The following is an 18,419-nucleotide window of genomic DNA, read 5'->3' on the forward strand; positions in this document are numbered from 1 at the left end:
TCAGGTAAAGGGTAATTGTTCAGTGGCAGTAGAACCTGATCCATCCCAGCCGCGTAACGATCCTCGCGACCGCTACGACGACCCCCTGCTGGATAGTCTGCTGTCGTTGTGCAGTCTTCATCAGAAATCCGTCAGCAGGGCCATGCTCACCGCTGGGCTGCCCCTTCCCAAGCAGCGCCTGAGCGCCGAGCTGTTGCCGCGTGCAGCGGCTCGTGCCGGGCTGCAGGGGCGCTGGTTGCGCCGCAGTCTGCAAAAGATCCCCGAGCTGGCGATGCCTGCGCTGTTGCTGTTGCGCGATGGTCGTAGTGCTCTGTTGCTGGGCTGGGAGGCCGATGGCCAGGCGCGAATCATGCCCAGCGAGACCGAGGGTGGCGAGGTTCGGGTCAGCGTCGAGACCCTGGCCGAGGACTACAGCGGGCGCGTGTTCTTCGCCCAGCCTCAGCACAAGTTCGATTTCACCCGCGGCGAGCTGATTCCGCGGGCGGGTTCCTGGTTCCGTGACACCCTCATGCGATCGCGCTGGCTGTATATCGATGCGGTCGCTGCCAGTCTGTTGATCAACCTGATCGGTCTGGTCACTCCATTGTTCGTGATGAACGTCTACGATCGTGTGGTGCCGAACCAGGCGGAAGCGACCCTGTGGGTGCTGGCCGTTGGTATCTGTGGGGTGTTCATCTTCGATCTGCTGCTCAAGACACTGCGGGGCCTGTGTCTGGATCTGGCGGGCAAGAAGACCGACATGATCGTCTCGGCCACGCTGTTCGAGCGAATCATCGGCATGGCGATGAAGCATCGACCGGCGCGGGTCGGCAGCTTCGCCCAGAACATTCACGAATTTCAGAGCCTGCGTGATTTCCTCGCCTCGCTGACCCTGGCCAGCGTCATCGACCTGCCGTTCACCATCCTGATTCTTGCCGTGATCGCTTACCTTGGCGGGCATCTGGTGTGGATCCCCATTCTCGCGTTTCCGCTGGTCGCCCTGATTGGCTGGGCCCTGCAGCGGCCCTTGGCACAGACCATGGAGCGCAGCATGGCGCTGGCAGCCGAGCGCCAGTCCGGGCTGATCGAAAGTCTGGCTGGCCTCGATGCGGTGAAGGTCAACAACGCCGAAAGCGAACGCCAATACATGTGGGAGCAGACCATCGGCACCCTCGGTCGCTTCGAGCTGAAGGCACGCATGTTGTCGAGCCTGGCGATGAACTCGACGCTGCTGCTGCAGCAACTGGCGGGTGTGGTGGTCATCGTGCTCGGCGTTTATCAGATCATCGCTGGCAACCTGAGCATGGGCGGGTTGATCGCCTGTTACATGCTCAGCTCGCGCGCGTTGGGGCCCTTGGCGCAGGTTTCCGGTCTGCTGATCCGTTATCAGCAGGCCCGCGTGACCCTCGAATCCGTCAATCAAATGATGGAGCTGCCGCAGGAACGCCAGGCAGACGAGCGCCCGCTGAAACGCCAGACGCTGCAGGGCGGGATCGAATTCCGCCAGCTGGATTTCCATTACCCCGACCAGCAACAGGCCGCGTTGCAGAACATCAATCTGATGATTCGTCCTGGCGAGAAGGTCGGCATCATTGGCCGTAGCGGTTCGGGCAAGAGCTCCCTGGCCAAGCTCATCGTGGGCCTCTACCAGGCCGATGCCGGCAGCTTGCTGGTCGACGGCATCGATGTGCGCCAGCTGGATGTCAGCGACGTTCGCTACAACATCGGCTACGTCCCCCAGGATATTCAGCTGTTCGCCGGTACGCTGCGGGACAACCTGGTATCCGGTGCACGTTACGCCGAGGATGAGCTGGTGCTGCAGGCCGCCGAGCTTGCCGGCGTGCACGAATTCGCACGGCTGCACCCCAATGGTTACGAGTTGCAGGTGGGCGAGCGCGGTCAGAACCTCTCCGGTGGCCAGCGCCAGAACGTCGCGCTGGCTCGTGCATTGTTGCTCGACCCGCCGATTCTGCTTCTCGACGAACCCACCAGTGCCATGGACAACACCGGTGAGGAACGCCTCAAGCAGCGCCTTTCCGCGATCAGCAAGAACAAGACCTTGCTGCTGGTAACACACCGCGCCTCGATGCTTACCCTGGTCGAGCGTCTGGTCATCGTCGACCGTGGCCGCATCATCGCCGATGGCCCGAAAGAGAGCGTCATGGAGGCGTTGAAGAAGGGGCAGATCAGTGTCAGTTAGGGACTCTTTCAAGCGCTTTTGGGGCGGTGTTTCTGCTTACTTCGGTCCCCGTGACGAAGTGGGCGACGAGCCGCTGCCGGAAGTTCGCAAGGCCCTTATCGAGGATGCACCCAGGGTCATGCGTCTCACGCTCTGGGGCATCATCGCCTTCGTCGTGTTCTGCCTGTTGTGGGCCAACTTCGCCGAGGTCGATGAAGTCACCCGGGGCGATGGCAAGGCCATACCATCCTCGCGGGTGCAGAAGATCCAGAACCTCGAGGGCGGCATCGTTTCCGAACTGTTCGTTCACGAGGGGCAGGTTGTCGAGGCCGGCACCCCGTTGCTGCGTCTCGACGACACGCGCTTTGCCTCCAACGTCGGTGAAACCGAGGCTGACCGTCTGTCGCTGGCCATGCGCGTGGAACGCCTGAGCGCGGAAGTCGAAGGACGCGAATTGGCGATCCCGGACGACATCGCCGAGAAGGCGCCAGGCCTGGCACAGAGCGAAAGGCAGTTGTTCCTCAGTCGCCAGCAACAGCTGCTGGACGAAGTGGCGGGTTTGCAGGAGCAGTTGACCCAGCGCCGCCAGGAAGTGCGTGAGTTCGTCTCCAAGCAAGGCCAGTTCCGCAATAGCCTGGAGCTGTTGCGCCAGGAAATTCGCATGTCCGAGCCGTTGGTGGCGGATGGTGCGGTATCGCCAGTAGAAGTGCTGAGGCTCAAGCGAGCCGAGGTGGAAAGCCGCGGTCAGTTGGAGGCCACTGGCCTGGCCATCCCCCGTGCGGAGGCGGCGATCAAGGAAGTGGAGCGCAAGATCGACGAAACTCGCGGGCGTTTCCGCAGCGAGGCGCTGACCCAACTGAACGAGGCGCGTACCGACCTGAGCAAGATCCAGTCGACCGGCAAGGCGCTCGAAGACCGGGTCAACCGTACCCTGGTCACCTCGCCGGTGCGCGGTATCGTCAAGCAGTTGCTGGTCAACACCATTGGCGGGGTGATCCAGCCCGGTAGCGACATGGTCGAGATCGTGCCCATCGATGACACCCTGCTGGTCGAGGCACGCATCCGCCCACAAGACATCGCCTTCCTGCATCCGGGGCAGGAAGCGGTGGTCAAGTTCACCGCCTATGACTACACCATCTACGGCGGCCTCAAGGCCAAGCTGGAGCAGATCGGTGCGGACACCGTGACCGACGAGGAAGGCAACAGCTTCTACCTGATCAAGCTGCGTACCGAGAAAAGCCACCTCGGCACCGAAGAGCGGCCTTTGCTGATCATCCCCGGCATGGTTACCTCGGTGGATATCATCACGGGCAAGAAGAGCGTGCTCAGCTACCTGCTCAAGCCGATCATCCGCGCCCGCGCCGAAGCTTTACGCGAGCGCTGAACCCTGTCTCACTCGGCTAGCGACACCTAGCCGAGGCGAGCCAGCGGGTGCTCGCCGTCTAGCTTGGCGAAGTGTGACTCGACCACCTGCGTCGGCACGCTGGCCACATCCGGCCAATGCCAGTGCGGGGTGTGGTCCTTGTCGATCAGCCTGGCCCGCACTCCTTCAGCGAATTCCGGAAGTCGGCAGCAGTTCAGGCTCATGCCATATTCCATTCGAAACACCTGGGCCAGAGACAGGTGCCGTGCTCGCCGGATCTGCTCCCACACCAGATGACCCGTCAGCGGACATCCTCCCAGCAGGGTCCTGGCGGCTTTGGCCAGCAGGGCATCCTCGTCATTCTCCAGAGCCGCTAGCGCCTTCCAGCTGAGGGGCAGGTTGGACTGGTCGAGCAGCCTGTCGATACGCTCCCTGCGCGGTAGCCACTGGGCACTTGGCAGTTCGCTGCGTGCCTGGCGTTCCAGAGCCTGGAGCAGGCTGTGCAGCTGCAGATCCGGCTGCTCACGCCAGTTCAGTTGAATCAACCCGTCGATCAACGCGTCCTGCTGGGTATCGAGCATGAAACGATCGGCCAGATTCAGGTCGAGAGCGTCGCGGGCGTTCATCGGGCTGGCCGTCAGGCCGAAGAACAGGCCGAGCTTGCCGGGCAGCCTGGACAGGAAATGGCTGGCACCGACATCCGGGAACAGGCCGATGCTGACCTCGGGCATGGCCAGGCGGCTACTCGGCGTGACGATACGAATCCCTGCGCCCTGCAGCAACCCCATGCCGCCGCCCAGCACGTGGCCGTGCGCCCAGCAGATCAGGGGTTTGCGGTAAGTGTGCAGGTAATGGTCGAGGCGGTATTCACGGGCGAAGAAACGCTGCGCCAGGTCTGGTGTTTCACCCGGGTTGGCCAGGCAGCGCTTGGCCAGTTGCACCACGTCTCCCCCGGCGCAGAACGCCTTGCCGCCATTGCCGCGCAGCAGTACGCAGGCGATGCGCGGGTCATCGGCCCAGGCCTGCAGACGATCCTGCAGGGCGTCGATCATCGGCAGTGACAGGGCGTTGAGGCTGTTGGGAGCGTCCAGGCTGGCGATCCCGATCAGATAACCATGCAGGCTGGAGCGTTCTTCAAAGGTGACATTCATGTCGATTTCCAGAGGCTGTTGCCAGTAAACATCAGGTGTTGCGCCACTGCGCCGGGCGCTTCTCCAGGAAGGCGTTGACCCCCTCGCGAGTGTCGGCAGCATCGAACAGGTCGACGAAGCGCTCGCGCTCCGCGGGTAACCAGGTGTTGGGCGCCCGTTCACGGGCGCCCTGGATAAGTGGCTTGATGGCGCGCACCGCCACCGGGCTCTGGCTGGCCACCTTGGAGGCCAGCAGTAGGGCATGGCCACGCGCTTCGCCGTCGTCCACCACTTGTTCGACCAGGCCGATGCGCAGGGCCGTCTGCGCATCGACCCGCTCGCCACAGAGGATCATCCGCTTGGCCCAGCCTTCGCCCACCAGCCAGGGCAGATGCTGGGTGCCACCTGCGCAGGGCAGCAGGCCGACGCTGGCCTCCGGCAGCGCCATCTGTGCTTGGCGTTCGGCGATTCGAATGTCGCAGGCTAGCGCGCACTCCAGCCCACCGCCCATGGCGTAGCCATTGATTGCGGCAATCGACACGCCGCGAAAGTCACGAAGTCGCTCGAAGGCTTCGCCGAAACGGCTGGCCATTTCCCGGGCGCGGGCCTTGTCGCCGTCGGCGAACAGCTTCAGGTCGGCACCGGCGGAAAAGAACTTGCCGCCCTGGCCGGTGATTACCAATGCGTAAATATCGTCGTCACGGTCCAGGTGTTCGATCAGGTGCTTGAGGCCGATCAGTGACTCGCGATCCCAGGTGTTGGCTGGCGGATTGTTGATGGTCAGCAGGGCCGTGTGGCCATGCTTCTCCACGGTGAGTTTGTGGGTGAGGTCGAAGATACCGGGTTTGTAAGGTTCGATTGCCGTACTCATGGGGCGTCCTCTGCAGTGCCTCTACTTACTGTAGCGTCAATGGTTGCCCGGCGTTGCGTCGTTCGGTCTGCCAGGTGGCCAGATCGGGCAGGCCAGTGCCGCCATCCAGGCGTTCGACGATTTCGAAGTAGTCCTGCTTGAGCGGGTCCTTGAGCACTTCGGAGCGGTGTTTCACTTTCACGGCATACACCGTCTGCACGTTCTGGTGGTCGAAACCGCGCCATTGCTGGCGGTCCTTGAGCAGCGTATAGCTGTGGCCTTCCAACGCCTTGATCAGGGCTTCGCTGTCCAGGCTGCCGGCACGCTTGGCTGCATCCGCCCATTGCTGAACGATGCTGTAGGCCGACGCCGCCGAGCTGGATGGATACATGGCGTAGCGCTCGCTGTAAGCCTTGACGAAGGCTTTGCCGGGGGCCGAGTTTTCCAGCTCCGGTACGCGCCAGGTCCAGGGTTCGGTACCGACTACACCCTCCATCAAGCCTGGCCCTGCCTGTTCGACGATGCTTTGCGTGAGGTTGGGGGCGACGATCTGCATGCGTGAGGTGAGGCCGAGGTCCTTGGCGATGCGCATCGCACGCACCAGATCCTCTCCAAACAACACCAGCGCCAGTACCTCGGCATTGCTGGCAGCTGCCTGGGTCAGTGCGTTCTGGTAATCGCCCAGATTGGCGCCGGGAAAGGGCACCTTGAGACCTGGGTGCTTGGCTGAGTCTTCGGTTTTGGTGGTCTGGCGCAGCGAGCTCTCGGTGGTATTGCCCCAGGTGTAATCGGCGGTGACGTAGAAGTAGCGTTTGTCGGGCAACTGTTTGTTCAGGTACTGCCCCAATACCCGGGCACTCATCCAGGCGTTGTTGCACTCGCGGAACATGTAGCGGTGCCCATCTTTGCCGGTGGTGTCGTTCGAGTAGGTGAGGGTGCCGAAGTACAGCAGCCCGTGCTGCGCCGCTCGCTTGCCTGCGGCAATGGCCACTGCGCTGGAGGCTCCGCCGAAGAGCATCGACGCACCTTCCTTGGCCAGTTTGTCGACATTGCGTTCGGCCTTTTCCGGCCGGGACGCGTCGTCCAGGCTGGACAGGCGCAGGCTTCGACCCAGCACGCCACCTTGAGCGTTGAGCTCGTCGATGGCCAGCAAGGCACCACGCATCTGCGCGAGGCCTTCCTCCTTGTAGCTCCCGGTGCGTGGGTAGTTGAGACCCAGGGTGATGGGGTCGGCGGCCTGCGCACAGGCATTGAATCCGACGCACAGGGCGAGAAAGGCGAGCAATCGTCTCATGATGCGTTCCTTGTTTTTATTGGGGTGCTGGCCGCTCCGTTTTACGCTTTTCTCAGCCTGATGTGTGATTCGCTTTTGGCATAAGAATCGGCTTCCTTCGATCTTTTTCTTGGGGGTGTGCCGGGCTGTCAGCCTTGACTTGATCTGTGCGCTTCTCTAGCGTGCCGATTCCATTGATTTACCCGGGAGCAGGCATGTCCGCCGCAGATAAGGTCAAGCTGGAAGCCGGCTGGAAACAGGCGCTTTACGAGGAGTTCGACAAACCTTACATGAGCGCCCTGGGCGACTTTCTGCGTCAGGAGAAGGCCGCTGGCAAGGAGATCTATCCGCCGGGCCCGCTGATTTTCAATGCGCTCGATTCCACCCCCCTGGATCGGGTCAAGGTGGTGATCATCGGCCAGGACCCCTATCACGGCCCAGGCCAGGCGCATGGCCTGTGCTTCTCGGTGCAGCCGGGCGTGGCCACTCCGCCGTCGCTGGTGAACATCTACAAAGAACTCAAGCGCGACCTGAACATCGACATTCCCGGCCACGGCTATCTGCAATCCTGGGCCGAGCAGGGCGTGCTGCTGCTCAACACATCGCTGACCGTGGAGCGCGCCAATGCCGGCTCCCACGCCGCCAAGGGCTGGCAGCCATTTACCGATCGGATCATCTCGGTAGTCAGCGAGCAACGTCCGCGTCTGGTGTTCCTGCTGTGGGGGGCACATGCACAGAGCAAGGAGCGGCTGATCGATACCGGCAAGCATCTGGTGCTGCGTTCGCCGCATCCGTCACCGCTGTCCGCGCATCGCGGCTTCATCGGTAACGGTCACTTCAGTCGCACCAACAAATTCCTCGAGCAGCACGGCCTGGCACCTATCGACTGGCGCTTGCCGGCTGCCTAGGGGGCTGCTGACGTTTCAGCACGGCGGTGCGTCAACGTCAACAGATCCCAAAGGCTGGTCAGCCAGTGCAGATCTGGCCTGCCAGATCGCTTTGTATGGATGCGAAACGTTTGGCCGCCTGAGTTCGCTGTTTGTCATCGGCGGCGGCCAGCAGGTCACTGAGCAGGGCGGCCATGGCCTGGCGTGATGCGGCGTAGGCTTGCTTCGCCTGCTCGTCATGGGCGCCGCGTCGGTTCTCCAATACGTGAGTCATGCGCTCGGGGAAGTCCGCTTCATTGCGTGCGTCCAGCACGCTACGAAACTCATCCTGCCAGCGCGCACGATTTTCCAGCCACTGGCGATTCTGCTCGCGGCGCTCGCTGGCCCAGGCGGCGATTCGTGCGCGTTGTGCATCATTCAGTTTTCCGAACCAGGGCGTCAGGCGTTTCTCCAGGCGCTCGGCACGCTCGCTGATCTGGGTTTCCAGGGGCGGCTCGAGAAACTCCTGGCGATCTTCGAGGTTGTCCTTGTCCATGCGCGCATAGAGGCGCTGCACCTGCTCCGGGCGTAGGTCACGCAGCAACGAAACCGCAGTGGAATTGGTCTCTTGCACGATGGCGTGAAATGCCTGCTCGGCGTCGAGCATCTGCGCTTCGAGCTGTCCTGCGTCGGGTGCGGGCTCTTGCAGCAGGCCCTGGGTGCGTTGCAGCCAGTCCACGTAACGCGGCAGCTCGGCACTGCAATGCCAGTCGAGATGCGCCTGCAGGCGCGGCTTGAGCCAGGCTTTTTGCTGCGAGTCGAGATCCAGGTACTGATTCACTCGCCAGGGGATCACCCAGTCGAGATTGCGATAGGCCAGGCTGGTCTGGCTGCAGGCGCTCACCAGCAGGCCGATCGCCAGCAACAGGGACAGGCTTTTCAGATAACCAGTCATGTATCAACGCCTCTTCGCGAGTACTCCGGAAGACGAGAGTACGTCAGCGATGTGGACAGCGGTCGGTCTGACATATTTGGCTAAAAAAGAGCCCGGTATCGACCGGGCTCTGCTGTTTCAGGTGAGTGGCAGGCGCCTCATCCACAGGCGGAACAAGGGTTCGGCCAGAAACATCACCATGAACAGGCGCAACGCCTGCAGTGCCGTCACCAGCGCTACCGACAGGTGCAGGGCTTCTGCGGTCAGGCACAGTTCGGTGATGCCGCCGGGCATCATGCCGAGCATCAGCGACACCGACTCGATACCGGCCAGCCAGCCGAGGGCGGTACCGAGCAGCGCAGTGCCTGCCATGGCCAGCAAGGTGAACAGCAGCACGCGAGCCAGAAAACCGGGTGCACTGCGAAAGAAGGCTCGGTCGAAATGACAACCCAGAGCGCAGCCGATCAGCCATTGGCCGAGCTGGCCGAGCCATTGCGGCGTGCCGATATGCAGATCGAACGCCACGCTTGCCGCAGCGCACAACGTCAGCGGGCCGAGCATCCACGGGTTGGGCTGCCCCAGGCGGCGCCAAAGCACCGCCAGCAGGGCACCTGCAGGCAGCAGAATCGCCAGCCAGAACCAGTCCACCGCTGCTGCAGGCGGTGGCTCCATGCTCGGCAGCCCCCAGGTGAACAAAGCCGGAATCAGCAGGATCACCATCAGCAGGCGCATACTGTGGGCGGCGGCGATGCGGGCCGGTTGTGCACCGTGGCGCAGTGCCAGATTGACCATTTCACTGGCGCCGCCCGGCATGCTGGCGAAGAACGCCGTGGCACGGTCGACACCCGAGCGGCGCAGCCCGGCGATACCGATCACGCTGAGCGCAAGCGTGGCGACCACACCGACGGCAATGACCGCCAGGTTGCCCACCACCTGCTCCAGCACTTCCCCGGTGAAATGCAGGCCGATACCCGCAGCCACCAGCCATTGACCGACCTGCCGTCCGCCGGGCATTTCCCGGCTGAGAACGCCAGAGCAGCGCAGGGCGATCACCGCCAGCAGCGAACCGATCACCCAAGGCAAAGGCCAGCCGACGAGGCTGGCCAGGTAGCCACCGAGTGCGCCAACCAGTGGCGTGGGCCACCAGTTGCGCAGGTGCTTCGGGTTGTCGTGCGGGTCGACGCTATCAGGCATTGGCCGCTTCGGCCTTGCGTAGACTGCGTCGACGCCAGCTGCGGTAGAAGGGCAGGGCGATCATCGCCACGATCAGTGTCCACACGCCCCAGGTGATCGGGCTGGCGAACAGAATGCCCAGCTCGCCATTGGAGATCGACAGCGCACGACGCAGGTTCTGCTCCATCAGGCCACCGAGGATGAAACCGAGCAGAATCGCCGAGAGCGGGAAGTCCATCTTGCGCAATATGTAGCCGGCGACGCCGATACCGATCATCAGGAACAGATCGAACGCAGTGGCGTGCACGGCGTAAACGCCGATCGAGGTGATGATGGCGATGGCCGGCACCAGGGCCCAGTACGGCACGGCGAGGATCTTGGTGAAGATCTTGATCATCGGCACGTTCATCACGATCAGCATGATGTTGGCGACGAACAGCGAGGCGATCAGGCCCCAGACGATGTCCGGCTGGTCGCGGAACAGCAGCGGGCCAGGGGTGATGTTGTACAGCGTGAGGGCGCCGAGCATCACTGCGGTGGTGCCTGAACCGGGTACGCCGAGGGTCAGCATCGGCACCATGGAGCCGCATGCCGAGGCGCTGTTGGCGGTTTCTGGTGCGGCCAGGCCACGCAGGTCACCCTCGCCGAACTTGTTGTCCTTGGTGGCCAGGCGTTTTTCGCTCATGTAGGCCACGGCACTGGCCAGGGTCGCACCGGCGCCCGGCAGGATGCCCAGACCGAAGCCGACTGCGCCGCTGCGCAGGTTGGTGGCCAGCACCGACATGCCTTCCTTGAGATTGAACAGCATGCGGCCCTTGGCTTCTATTGCTTTCTGGCCATGGTGAGTGCGCTCGAGCAGAACGAGGATCTCGCTGACCGAGAACAGACCAAGCACCAGCACCACGAACTGGATGCCGTCGGCCAGGCCGAGGCTGCCGAAGGTGAAACGGTACACGCCACTGTTGGAGTCGATACCGACACAGGACAGGAACAAGCCGATGCAGGCGGCAATCGCGGTCTTCATCGGTTTGTTGCCGGCCATGCCTGCCAGACAGACGATGGCGAACACCATCAGCACGAAGTACTCGGCGGGGCCGAAGGCGACCGCCCAACTGGCCAGCAGGGGCGCGAAGATCACCACACCGCAGGTCGCCATCAGGCCACCGACGAACGAACTCCAGGCGGAGATCGACAGGGCCACGCCCGCTTTACCCTGACGTGCCAGCGGGTAGCCGTCGAGGGTGGTCATCACGGCCGATGCTTCGCCCGGGATGTTGAGCAGGATCGAAGAAATACGGCCACCGTATTCACAGCCCAGGTACACGGCTGCGAGCAGGATCAGCGCGGTTTCCGGTGGCAGGCCGAGGGCGAAGGCGATGGGGATCAGCAGTGCCACGCCGTTGATCGGGCCCAGGCCCGGTAGCAGGCCGACGATGGTGCCGATCAGGGTGCCGCACAGTGCGGTGAACAGGTTGTAGGGGCTCAGGGCGACGCCGAAGCCCTGACCCAGGTAGCTAAAGGTATCCACGGATCAGATCTCCAGAGAGGACAGGATGCCGAGAGGCAGGGGAACGTCGAGAATCTTGTCGAACAGCAGGTACAGGCCGACCGCCAGCACCACACCGGAAATCACGCTGGCGACCCAGGTGCCTTCGTACAGGCGGGCCATGGCGATGCCGAAGATCAGGCTGGCCGGCACGAAGCCCAGCGGCTCGAACAGCGCGGCGTAGATGGTGAGGATCACCACGCAGCCAACCACCTTGCGGATCACGTGCTTGTCGAGCGGTGGCTCATCGCTGTGCGACGTGCTGCCGGACGGCTTCTTGACCAGCAGATAGATGGCGCCCAGACCCATGAGGATCAGCAGCAGCAGCGGGTAGGCGCGAGGACCGACCGGCTCGTAGGAGAAGGGCGCGTGATAGCCCCAGGCGACGATGCCCAGCGCGACGCAGGCGAGCAGCAGCACCACGCCGAAAATGCGTTGTGACATGAGGAAATCCTCGTTTTTTAGCAATGGCAAAAGCACCCCCTGGGCAATGCCCAGAGGATGAAAGGAGTCGTATGTGGTTGGCGCCGCGTGTTACTGCTGGATCAGGCCGAATTCCTGGGCCAGTTCCTTGTACTGGGCGACTTGCTTCTTCACGTAGCCGTCCAGCTCTTCGCCAGTCATGGCGAATGGGTACAGCTCGCGGTCTTCACGCAGCTTGGCGAAGTCTTCGGAGGCCAGCAGTTGGTCGAAGGCGTTCTTCCACCAGGTGTAGGCTTCTTCGCTGACCTTCGGGCCGAGGTAGAAACCACGGATTACCGGCCAGACCACATCAAAGCCCTGCTCTTTGGCCGTCGGGATGCTGGACACCACGCTGCCTGGCAGGCGCTCTTCGGAGAACACCGCGAGAATGCGCATGTCACCGCTTTCGATGTGTGGAACGGAGTCGGAGATGTCGGTACTGGCAACCTGAATGTGGCCGCCGAGCAATGCGGTGGCCAGCTCGCCACCGCCTTCCATCGCCACGTAGCGCAGCTCGCGTGGGTCGATGCCGGCTGCGCGGGCGATCAGTGCGGTTTGCATCCAGTCCTGGCTGCCCACTGTGCCGCCGGAACCGATGACGACCTTGCCCGGGTTGTCCTTGAGCGCCTTGACCAGGTCGTCCAGGGTCTTGTACGGCGAGTCCTTGCGTACCGCCAGGGCGCCGTAGCTGGTGCCGACACCGGCCAGCCACTTCACGGCGTTTTCGTCGAAGCGGCCGAACTTGCCTTGAGCCAGGTTGAGCAGCGAACCGCTGGAGAAGGCCGTGATGGTGCCCGCATCGGCAGGGCGCTGAGCAACCACTGCGTTGTAGGCCACTGCACCCACGCCGCCAGGCATGTAGGTCACACGCATCGGCGACTTCAGCAGCTTGCTTTCCACCAGGGCGCTTTGCGCCAGTTTGCAGGTCAGGTCGAAGCCACCGCCAGGCGCCGCCGGTGCGATGCACTCGGGGCGGCGCGGCTCATCGGCCAGCAAGGGGCCGGCGAAGGCCATGCAGGCGGCTGTAAGGGCTATACGGGTGAACGTAGTTTTCATGAAAGATCCCTCTGGTTTTTATTTTGAGTTACCAAATCGGCATGGTGTAGCCGACGATGATTCGATTTTCGTCCGCATCCCGGGCGAAATCGGAGCGGAAGCTGGCATTGCGCAGACGTACATAGACGTCTTTCAGGGCGCCGCTCTGCACCACGTACTTGATTTCGGTGTTGCGCTCCCATTCGCCGCCGGTCTGGTCGCTGCCAGTGATCTTGGCATCGTCACCGCTGATGTAGCGGGTCATGAAGCTCAGGCCCGGAATGCCGACCTTGGCGAAGTCGAAGTCGTAGCGCGCCTGCCAGGAGCGCTCGTCGGCGTTGGCGAAATCGTTGATCTGCACGAAGTTGACCAGGAACGGGTCACTGCCATCGATGTAGGCGAAGCCGGTGTCGCCGCTCATGTCCTGATAGCCCAGGCCGAACTTGTGGCCGCTGATGGCATAGCTGACCATGCCGTTGAGGGCGCGGTTGTCGACCTTGCCGGCCTTGGCGGCGCCGCTGTCATCGCTCAGCGTCAGGCGCAGATCGGAGGACAGAGTACCGCCGCCCAGCGCGTGGCTGGTTTGCAGGCCGAAGAAATGCTGGCGATAGATATCGTCCAGGTCGGCGAAGTAGTAGCGACCCGTCACGCCTTTGGTGAAGGTGTAATCGAAACCGGCCAGATCCAGATGATCGGCCGTGATGTTGCCTGCATAGCGCCCGTTCTTGCTGTTGAGCACGATGTCTTCGGAGTTGGTGGAAGCGCGGTCGATGACCTTGTCCAGGCGCCCGCCCGTGAAGGTCAGGCCGTCCAGTTCGGAGGAGGTGAGCAGGCCACCTTCGAACACCTGTGGCAGCAGGCGGCTGTCGCTGGCCTTGACCACGGGCAGCTCGGGAATGTGCGAACCATAGCGCAGCTCGGTTTCGGAGACCTTGACCTTGGCGGTCAGGCCCAGGCGGGAGAACTCATCCGGCGTGCCGCCGTCGTCCTGAACCGGAAGCAGGTCGGTGCCGGTGCGGCCGCCGCCTGAGTCCAGCTTGACGCCGAGCATGCCCATTGCATCGACACCGACACCGACGGTGCCTTCGGTGAAGCCGGAACGCAGGTCGAGCAGGAAACCCTGACCCCATTCTTCGCGCTTGTTCTGGCCGGTGCCTTCGCGGAAATCACGGTTCAGGTAGATATTGGTAGTGGTCAGGCTGGCGGAGCTGTCTTCGATGAAGGCGGCGTGAGCCATGGGGGCGAGCAGGGCGGTTGGCAGTGCGAGGCTGAGCAGGCTCAACGACGAAATAGCCTGACGGGGGGCGGTCGGCATGCGTGGTAACTCCATTGTTATTTTTGTCACGACCGCACACCACTGTGCAGGTCGTTCTATGAGCGGATCTGGCCGCTCTGCGGTGATCCTAGAAGTGCAACCTTTCACCAACCTTTCAGCGGTGAAAGTTGTTGCCTGTGTGCCGCTGTCGCACGCCGTAACTGCCAAGTTCGCGCGCGAACGGTAAACTCTTGCCACACATGGCGGTCAGTCATGGTTCGGTGTGGAGGTTGCAGTGCGAATTCTGCTGGTCGAAGATCATCCGCAATTGGCGGCGAGCGTTACCCAGGCGCTCAAGAGTGTCGGTTGGACAGTGGATGTTCTGCATGATGGCGTGGCCGCGGACTTGGCGCTGAGCAGCGAGGAATACGCCTTGGCGATCCTCGACGTGGGGCTGCCGCGCATGGACGGTTTCGAGGTGCTGGCGCGCCTGCGCGCGCGGGGCAAGACCGTTCCGGTGCTGATGCTCACCGCGCGTGGTGAGGTCAAGGACCGGGTGCACGGCCTCAATCTGGGGGCCGACGATTATCTGGCCAAACCGTTCGAATTGAGCGAGCTGGAGGCGAGGGTCAAGGCCCTGCTGCGACGCAGCATGCTGGGTGGTGAACAGCAGTTGCGCTGCGGTGATCTGGTCTATGACCTGGATACCCGGCGCTTCACGCTGCTCGAGGAGAGCCTCAATCTGACGTCCCGCGAGCAGGCGGTGCTCGAGGCGATGATCTCCCGACCGGGGCGGGTCATGAGCAAGGAGCAGCTGGCCTCGCAGGTCTTCGGTCTGGATGAGGACGCCAGCGCCGATTCCATCGAAATCTACGTTCACCGTCTGCGCAAGAAGCTCGAGGGCGGCTCGGTACGCATCGTCACCTTCCGTGGGCTCGGCTACCTGCTGGAAGCCACGAGTGGATAGGCCAGGCAGCCTGCGTGGCCGGCTTATCCGGCGCCTGGCTCTGTTGTTCACGGTGATTCTGCTGGTCAGTAGCCTGACTGCCTACTGGAGTGCCCGGCACGCCGCCGACACGGCCTATGACCGCACCCTGCTGGCATCTGCCCGGGCGATTTCCGACGGCCTTTATGCCGTGGAAGGGATGTTGAGTGCCAACGTGCCCTACATCGCGCTCGACACCTTCGCTTACGACAGTGCCGGACGTATCTACTATCAGGTGCTAGGTCCCAAGGGGGAGCTGGTGTCGGGCTACGAAGACCTGCCCGCCGCGCCGCCGGATACTCCGCGCACCAATGATTATCCGGCCCTGGCCAAGTTCTATGACGGTGATTACCGCGGCCAGGGCGTGCGTGTGGTGAGCTTCCTGCAGCCGGTGAGCGAGCCGGGCTATAGCGGCGTCGCCGAGATTCGCGTGGCGGAGACCCAGGGTGCCCGGGAGCGCATGACCCGCGATCTGTTGTTCGGCACGTTGTGGCGCATGGGCCTGCTGTCGATGAGTGCGCTGCTGCTGGTCTGGCTTGCCGTGAGTGCCGGCCTGCGCCCGCTGGAAAGCCTGCGCCGTACGGTGGCGGCGCGCAGCAGCGACGATCTGCGCCCGCTGCCCGACGGCGACATGCCCCGTGAACTGCGCCCTCTGGTCAATGCGCTGAACCAGTTCAATGACCGCCTGCGCGGGCTGTTCGAGCGTCAGTCGCAGTTCATTGCCGACGCGTCCCACGAATTGCGAACACCGTTGGCGGCGCTCAAGGCCCGGGTCGAACTTGGCTTGCGTGACCAGCAGCCCGAGGTCTGGCACGCAACGCTGGAAGATGCCGCGCTGAATGCCGATCGCCTGACGCATCTGGCTAACCAGTTACTGTCCCTGGCGCGTATCGAAAGTGGTGCGCGAGCGATCGCCGAGGGTGGCGCGCTGCGTCTGGACCTCAGCCAGCTGGCCCGCGAGCTGGGCATGGCCCTGGCGCCATTGGCTCATTCCCGTGGGGTCGCCCTGGCGCTGGAGGCCGAGCAGCCGGTTTGGATCCGCGGCGAGCCGACGCTGCTCAACGAGTTGCTGTGCAATCTGGTCGACAACGCCATGGCTTACACCAAGGCGGGCGGCAACGTGATCCTGCGCGTACTGGAGTCGGGCGTACTGGAGGTCGAGGATGATGGCCCGGGCATTCCCGAGGAGGATCGGGAGCGGGTGTTCGAACGCTTCTATCGGCGTCAGGCCCATGGGCTGGGTGCTGGCCTCGGGTTAGCCATCGTTGGCGAAATCTGCCGTGCCCATCGTGCCGCCATCAGCTTGCACCAGGCCAGCCCCCAGGGCTTGCTGGTGCGTGTGGCGTTTCACAGCGAGGCGGATTAGAGCGCTGCCGTTTCAGGGCAGGGGCGAGCACTGGCTCGCCCCGTGGCTGTCACTGCAGCATGGCCATGGCAGCGTCCATGGCTGCGGACAGATCTTCGTCCGAATGAAGGTCCATGTCAGGCTTGATACCCAATTTGGCGAAAGCCGGAATCCGATTCCAGTCCAGTTGCGTGTAGGGGTGTGGCGTACCGATGAAGCTTTGCAGGGTGGCTACCTGGACCAGGTCCACATAGTCGACCTTGGCGCTGTCGCGGCTGAAATTCAGGTACTGGCCGGGCACGCAGGCGATCATTTCCGGGAATTCCCAGGTGCGCAGGATCTTGTCACCGATGATCGGATGGATCTGCTCGATCACATGGTTGAGGCTGATCGAGTCGGCCAGCAGCTCGCTGTGCTCTTCGGCGTAGGTGAGGATCGGCAGCACGCCAATCTGATGCACCAGCCCGGCCAGGGTCGCCTGATCCGGCATCAAGCGGGTGTAGTGGCGGCTCAGTACGTGGCAGATACCGGCGATCTCGGTGCTCTTGTTCCACACTTCGCGCATCTTGCGGTCGACCACGTCGGTGGTGGCCTGGAACATCTGCTCCATCGCCAGGCCGGTGGCCAGGTTGCAGGTGTAGTTGATGCCGAGACGGCCGATCGCCATCTGCAGGTCGGTGATTTCGCGGTTGGTGCGCAGCAACGGGCTGTTCACCACCTTGATGATGCGTGCAGTCAGGGCCGCGTCGTTACCGATGACCTTGCTCAGCTCCGGGATGCCTACGTTGGGATCTTCCGCTGCCTCGCGAACTTTCAGGGCGACCTCGGGCAGGGTCGGGAGAACCAGCTCATCGTTGTCGATGGCCCTGGTGAGATCCAGTTGGACTTTCTCGGCGAGTTTGCTCATGAAATTCTCGTTATCGGCAGAGTGGTGGCGGACTGAGCGCAGTGTACGTCAGCGCTGGATCTCGCGGTTGCTGTCCAGCGTGTACGGCAGGTCCAGCAGGTCGAGCGGCAGGCCTTCCGGTGTGCCGAGATGGATATTGCCATCGTTGGCCGCATCCTCCTGCAGCACGGCCAGCAATTCCACGCCCGTTGCGCTGGGCGCAGCCAGCACCACTTCGCCAACCGAGCTGCGGTGTACGGGGGAGAACAGTTCGGCGCCTGGTTGCGGCGCCTGGTCGGTGTTCAGGGTCAGGCGATAGAGGCGCCGCTTGAGCTTGCCGAGGTACTGCATGCGGGCAACGATTTCCTGTCCGGTGTAGCAGCCCTTCTTGAAGCTGACGCCGCCGACTGCCTGCAGGTTGATCATCTGCGGGATGAACAGCTCGCGGGTCGCGCCGGTCACCTGGCCGATACCCGCACGGATCTGCGCCAGCAGCCAGTCGTTGAGCGTCCCCTGAGGCAGTCGCTCACTCAGTTGCAGGCGAATGCCTTCAGCCTGCTCGGCCGGCGTCCAGAGTTCTGCACGGCCATCGCTCAGGCGGATGGCCAGCAGGCTCTCGGTACTGGCGACGCTGTCGGTTTCCGCAGCGAGCTCCAGGCCCAGTGCCTGCAGCGCGCCTTCGCCACCGCTCAGGCCGAAGCGAACCCAGGCCTCGCTTTCATCGCCGAGCTTGGCCTTGGAAAACACCACGTATTTCTGCAGGTCGGCGAGTTGCGCCTCCAGCAGGTCACGATCCATGGCCAGCAGGAAGCCTTCGGCCACGCTGACGATACGGAAGCTGGAGAGCATGCGCCCTTTTGGCGTGCAGCGAGCGCCCAGGCTCGAGCCGCTGGCACCCAGATAGTTGATGTTGCAGGTGATCTGGCCCTGCAGGAATTTCCCGGCATCGGGGCCGCGCACGGCAAGGATGCCTTCATGGGTGAGTGGGCAGAAGAAAGCGCTATCGGCCATGGTCGAGAGAATCGCAGGCAGAGAATGAGGTTGCCATGATAAGAGCAGCGGCGAGCCTCAAGCTACAGGCTTCGGTGGGAAAAAACGCTGGCCGACGGCAGGTCATGAGTCTGGCACTGCGCTCGACCTGCACCCGTGACGGCCGCG

16 protein-coding genes are annotated in these 18,419 nt (G+C 63.1%); 5 read left to right on the forward strand and 11 right to left on the reverse strand.

What is annotated here, in order from left to right; translation table 11 throughout:
* Positions 1-22: 22 nt before the first annotated feature.
* Together FHR27_RS01465 and FHR27_RS01470 are read left to right on the forward strand one after the other, a co-directional pair.
* Positions 23-2,179 carry a type I secretion system permease/ATPase gene (locus FHR27_RS01465; protein ID WP_042555062.1) on the forward strand — a complete coding sequence of 719 codons (2,157 nt, stop codon included), beginning with the start codon at positions 23-25 and terminating at the stop codon, positions 2,177-2,179.
* Between the two features lie 58 nt (positions 2,180-2,237).
* A complete protein-coding gene (locus FHR27_RS01470; RefSeq protein WP_156152746.1) occupies positions 2,238-3,542 on the forward strand; it encodes an HlyD family type I secretion periplasmic adaptor subunit in 1,305 nt (434 codons plus the stop codon).
* A gap of 26 nt (positions 3,543-3,568) precedes the next feature.
* Here FHR27_RS01470 and FHR27_RS01475 read toward each other — a convergent pair whose 3' ends face one another.
* The 3 genes from FHR27_RS01475 to FHR27_RS01485 are packed head-to-tail and all read right to left on the reverse strand — an operon-like array spanning position 3,569 to position 6,795.
* Positions 3,569-4,672, reverse strand: a complete 1,104-nt coding sequence (locus tag FHR27_RS01475; protein WP_179537583.1) for an enoyl-CoA hydratase/isomerase family protein — start codon at positions 4,670-4,672, stop codon at positions 3,569-3,571.
* Between the two features lie 31 nt (positions 4,673-4,703).
* Positions 4,704-5,522: an enoyl-CoA hydratase gene (locus tag FHR27_RS01480; protein WP_042555059.1), complete on the reverse strand. Its 819-nt coding sequence runs from the start codon at positions 5,520-5,522 to the stop codon at positions 4,704-4,706.
* Positions 5,523-5,547: 25 nt separating this feature from the next.
* Positions 5,548-6,795, reverse strand: a complete 1,248-nt coding sequence (locus FHR27_RS01485; RefSeq protein WP_042555058.1) for an ABC transporter substrate-binding protein — start codon at positions 6,793-6,795, stop codon at positions 5,548-5,550.
* Between the two features lie 194 nt (positions 6,796-6,989).
* Here FHR27_RS01485 and ung point away from each other — a divergent pair, with 194 nt between their 5' ends.
* Entirely contained in the window at positions 6,990-7,682 is a 693-nt protein-coding gene (ung, locus tag FHR27_RS01490; protein ID WP_042555057.1) for a uracil-DNA glycosylase, read from the forward strand.
* A 58-nt stretch (positions 7,683-7,740) separates the two neighbouring features.
* Here the strand turns inward: ung and FHR27_RS01495 are convergent, their stop codons facing one another.
* From FHR27_RS01495 to FHR27_RS01520, 6 genes are all read right to left on the reverse strand, one after another.
* Positions 7,741-8,595, reverse strand: a complete 855-nt coding sequence (locus FHR27_RS01495; protein ID WP_179537584.1) for a DUF6279 family lipoprotein — start codon at positions 8,593-8,595, stop codon at positions 7,741-7,743.
* A 117-nt stretch (positions 8,596-8,712) separates the two neighbouring features.
* Positions 8,713-9,768 (reverse strand): AbrB family transcriptional regulator, encoded by a 1,056-nt coding sequence (locus FHR27_RS01500; RefSeq protein WP_042555055.1) that lies wholly within the window; start codon positions 9,766-9,768, stop codon positions 8,713-8,715.
* Positions 9,761-11,275 carry a tripartite tricarboxylate transporter permease gene (locus tag FHR27_RS01505; RefSeq protein ID WP_179537585.1) on the reverse strand — a complete coding sequence of 505 codons (1,515 nt, stop codon included), beginning with the start codon at positions 11,273-11,275 and terminating at the stop codon, positions 9,761-9,763. Before FHR27_RS01505 ends, FHR27_RS01500 begins: the two co-directional genes overlap by 8 nt.
* A 3-nt stretch (positions 11,276-11,278) precedes the next feature.
* On the reverse strand, positions 11,279-11,737 hold the full coding sequence (locus FHR27_RS01510) for a tripartite tricarboxylate transporter TctB family protein (RefSeq protein WP_042555053.1): 459 nt from the start codon (positions 11,735-11,737) through the stop codon (positions 11,279-11,281).
* Positions 11,738-11,827: 90 nt separating this feature from the next.
* Positions 11,828-12,811 (reverse strand): Bug family tripartite tricarboxylate transporter substrate binding protein, encoded by a 984-nt coding sequence (locus tag FHR27_RS01515; protein WP_042555052.1) that lies wholly within the window; start codon positions 12,809-12,811, stop codon positions 11,828-11,830.
* Between the two features lie 28 nt (positions 12,812-12,839).
* Entirely contained in the window at positions 12,840-14,105 is a 1,266-nt protein-coding gene (locus FHR27_RS01520; protein WP_042555051.1) for an OprD family porin, read from the reverse strand.
* A 235-nt stretch (positions 14,106-14,340) separates the two neighbouring features.
* Here FHR27_RS01520 and FHR27_RS01525 point away from each other — a divergent pair, with 235 nt between their 5' ends.
* Together FHR27_RS01525 and FHR27_RS01530 are read left to right on the forward strand one after the other, a co-directional pair.
* Positions 14,341-15,012 carry a response regulator gene (locus FHR27_RS01525; RefSeq protein WP_179537586.1) on the forward strand — a complete coding sequence of 224 codons (672 nt, stop codon included), beginning with the start codon at positions 14,341-14,343 and terminating at the stop codon, positions 15,010-15,012.
* Positions 15,005-16,396 carry a sensor histidine kinase gene (locus tag FHR27_RS01530; RefSeq protein ID WP_042555049.1) on the forward strand — a complete coding sequence of 464 codons (1,392 nt, stop codon included), beginning with the start codon at positions 15,005-15,007 and terminating at the stop codon, positions 16,394-16,396. Before FHR27_RS01525 ends, FHR27_RS01530 begins: the two co-directional genes overlap by 8 nt.
* 49 nt (positions 16,397-16,445) lie before the next feature.
* Here the strand turns inward: FHR27_RS01530 and FHR27_RS01535 are convergent, their stop codons facing one another.
* Both FHR27_RS01535 and ygfZ read right to left on the reverse strand, forming a co-directional pair.
* The gene (locus tag FHR27_RS01535) at positions 16,446-17,282 is read right to left on the reverse strand and encodes an HDOD domain-containing protein (RefSeq protein ID WP_042555048.1); all 837 of its coding nucleotides are present in this window, start codon (positions 17,280-17,282) and stop codon (positions 16,446-16,448) included.
* Positions 17,283-17,330: 48 nt separating this feature from the next.
* The gene (ygfZ, locus tag FHR27_RS01540) at positions 17,331-18,272 is read right to left on the reverse strand and encodes a CAF17-like 4Fe-4S cluster assembly/insertion protein YgfZ (RefSeq protein ID WP_042555047.1); all 942 of its coding nucleotides are present in this window, start codon (positions 18,270-18,272) and stop codon (positions 17,331-17,333) included.
* Positions 18,273-18,419 lie beyond the last annotated feature (147 nt).

The organism is Pseudomonas flavescens (assembly GCF_013408425.1).
In the GTDB taxonomy this organism is placed as follows: Bacteria; Pseudomonadota; Gammaproteobacteria; order Pseudomonadales; family Pseudomonadaceae; genus Aquipseudomonas; species Aquipseudomonas fulva_A.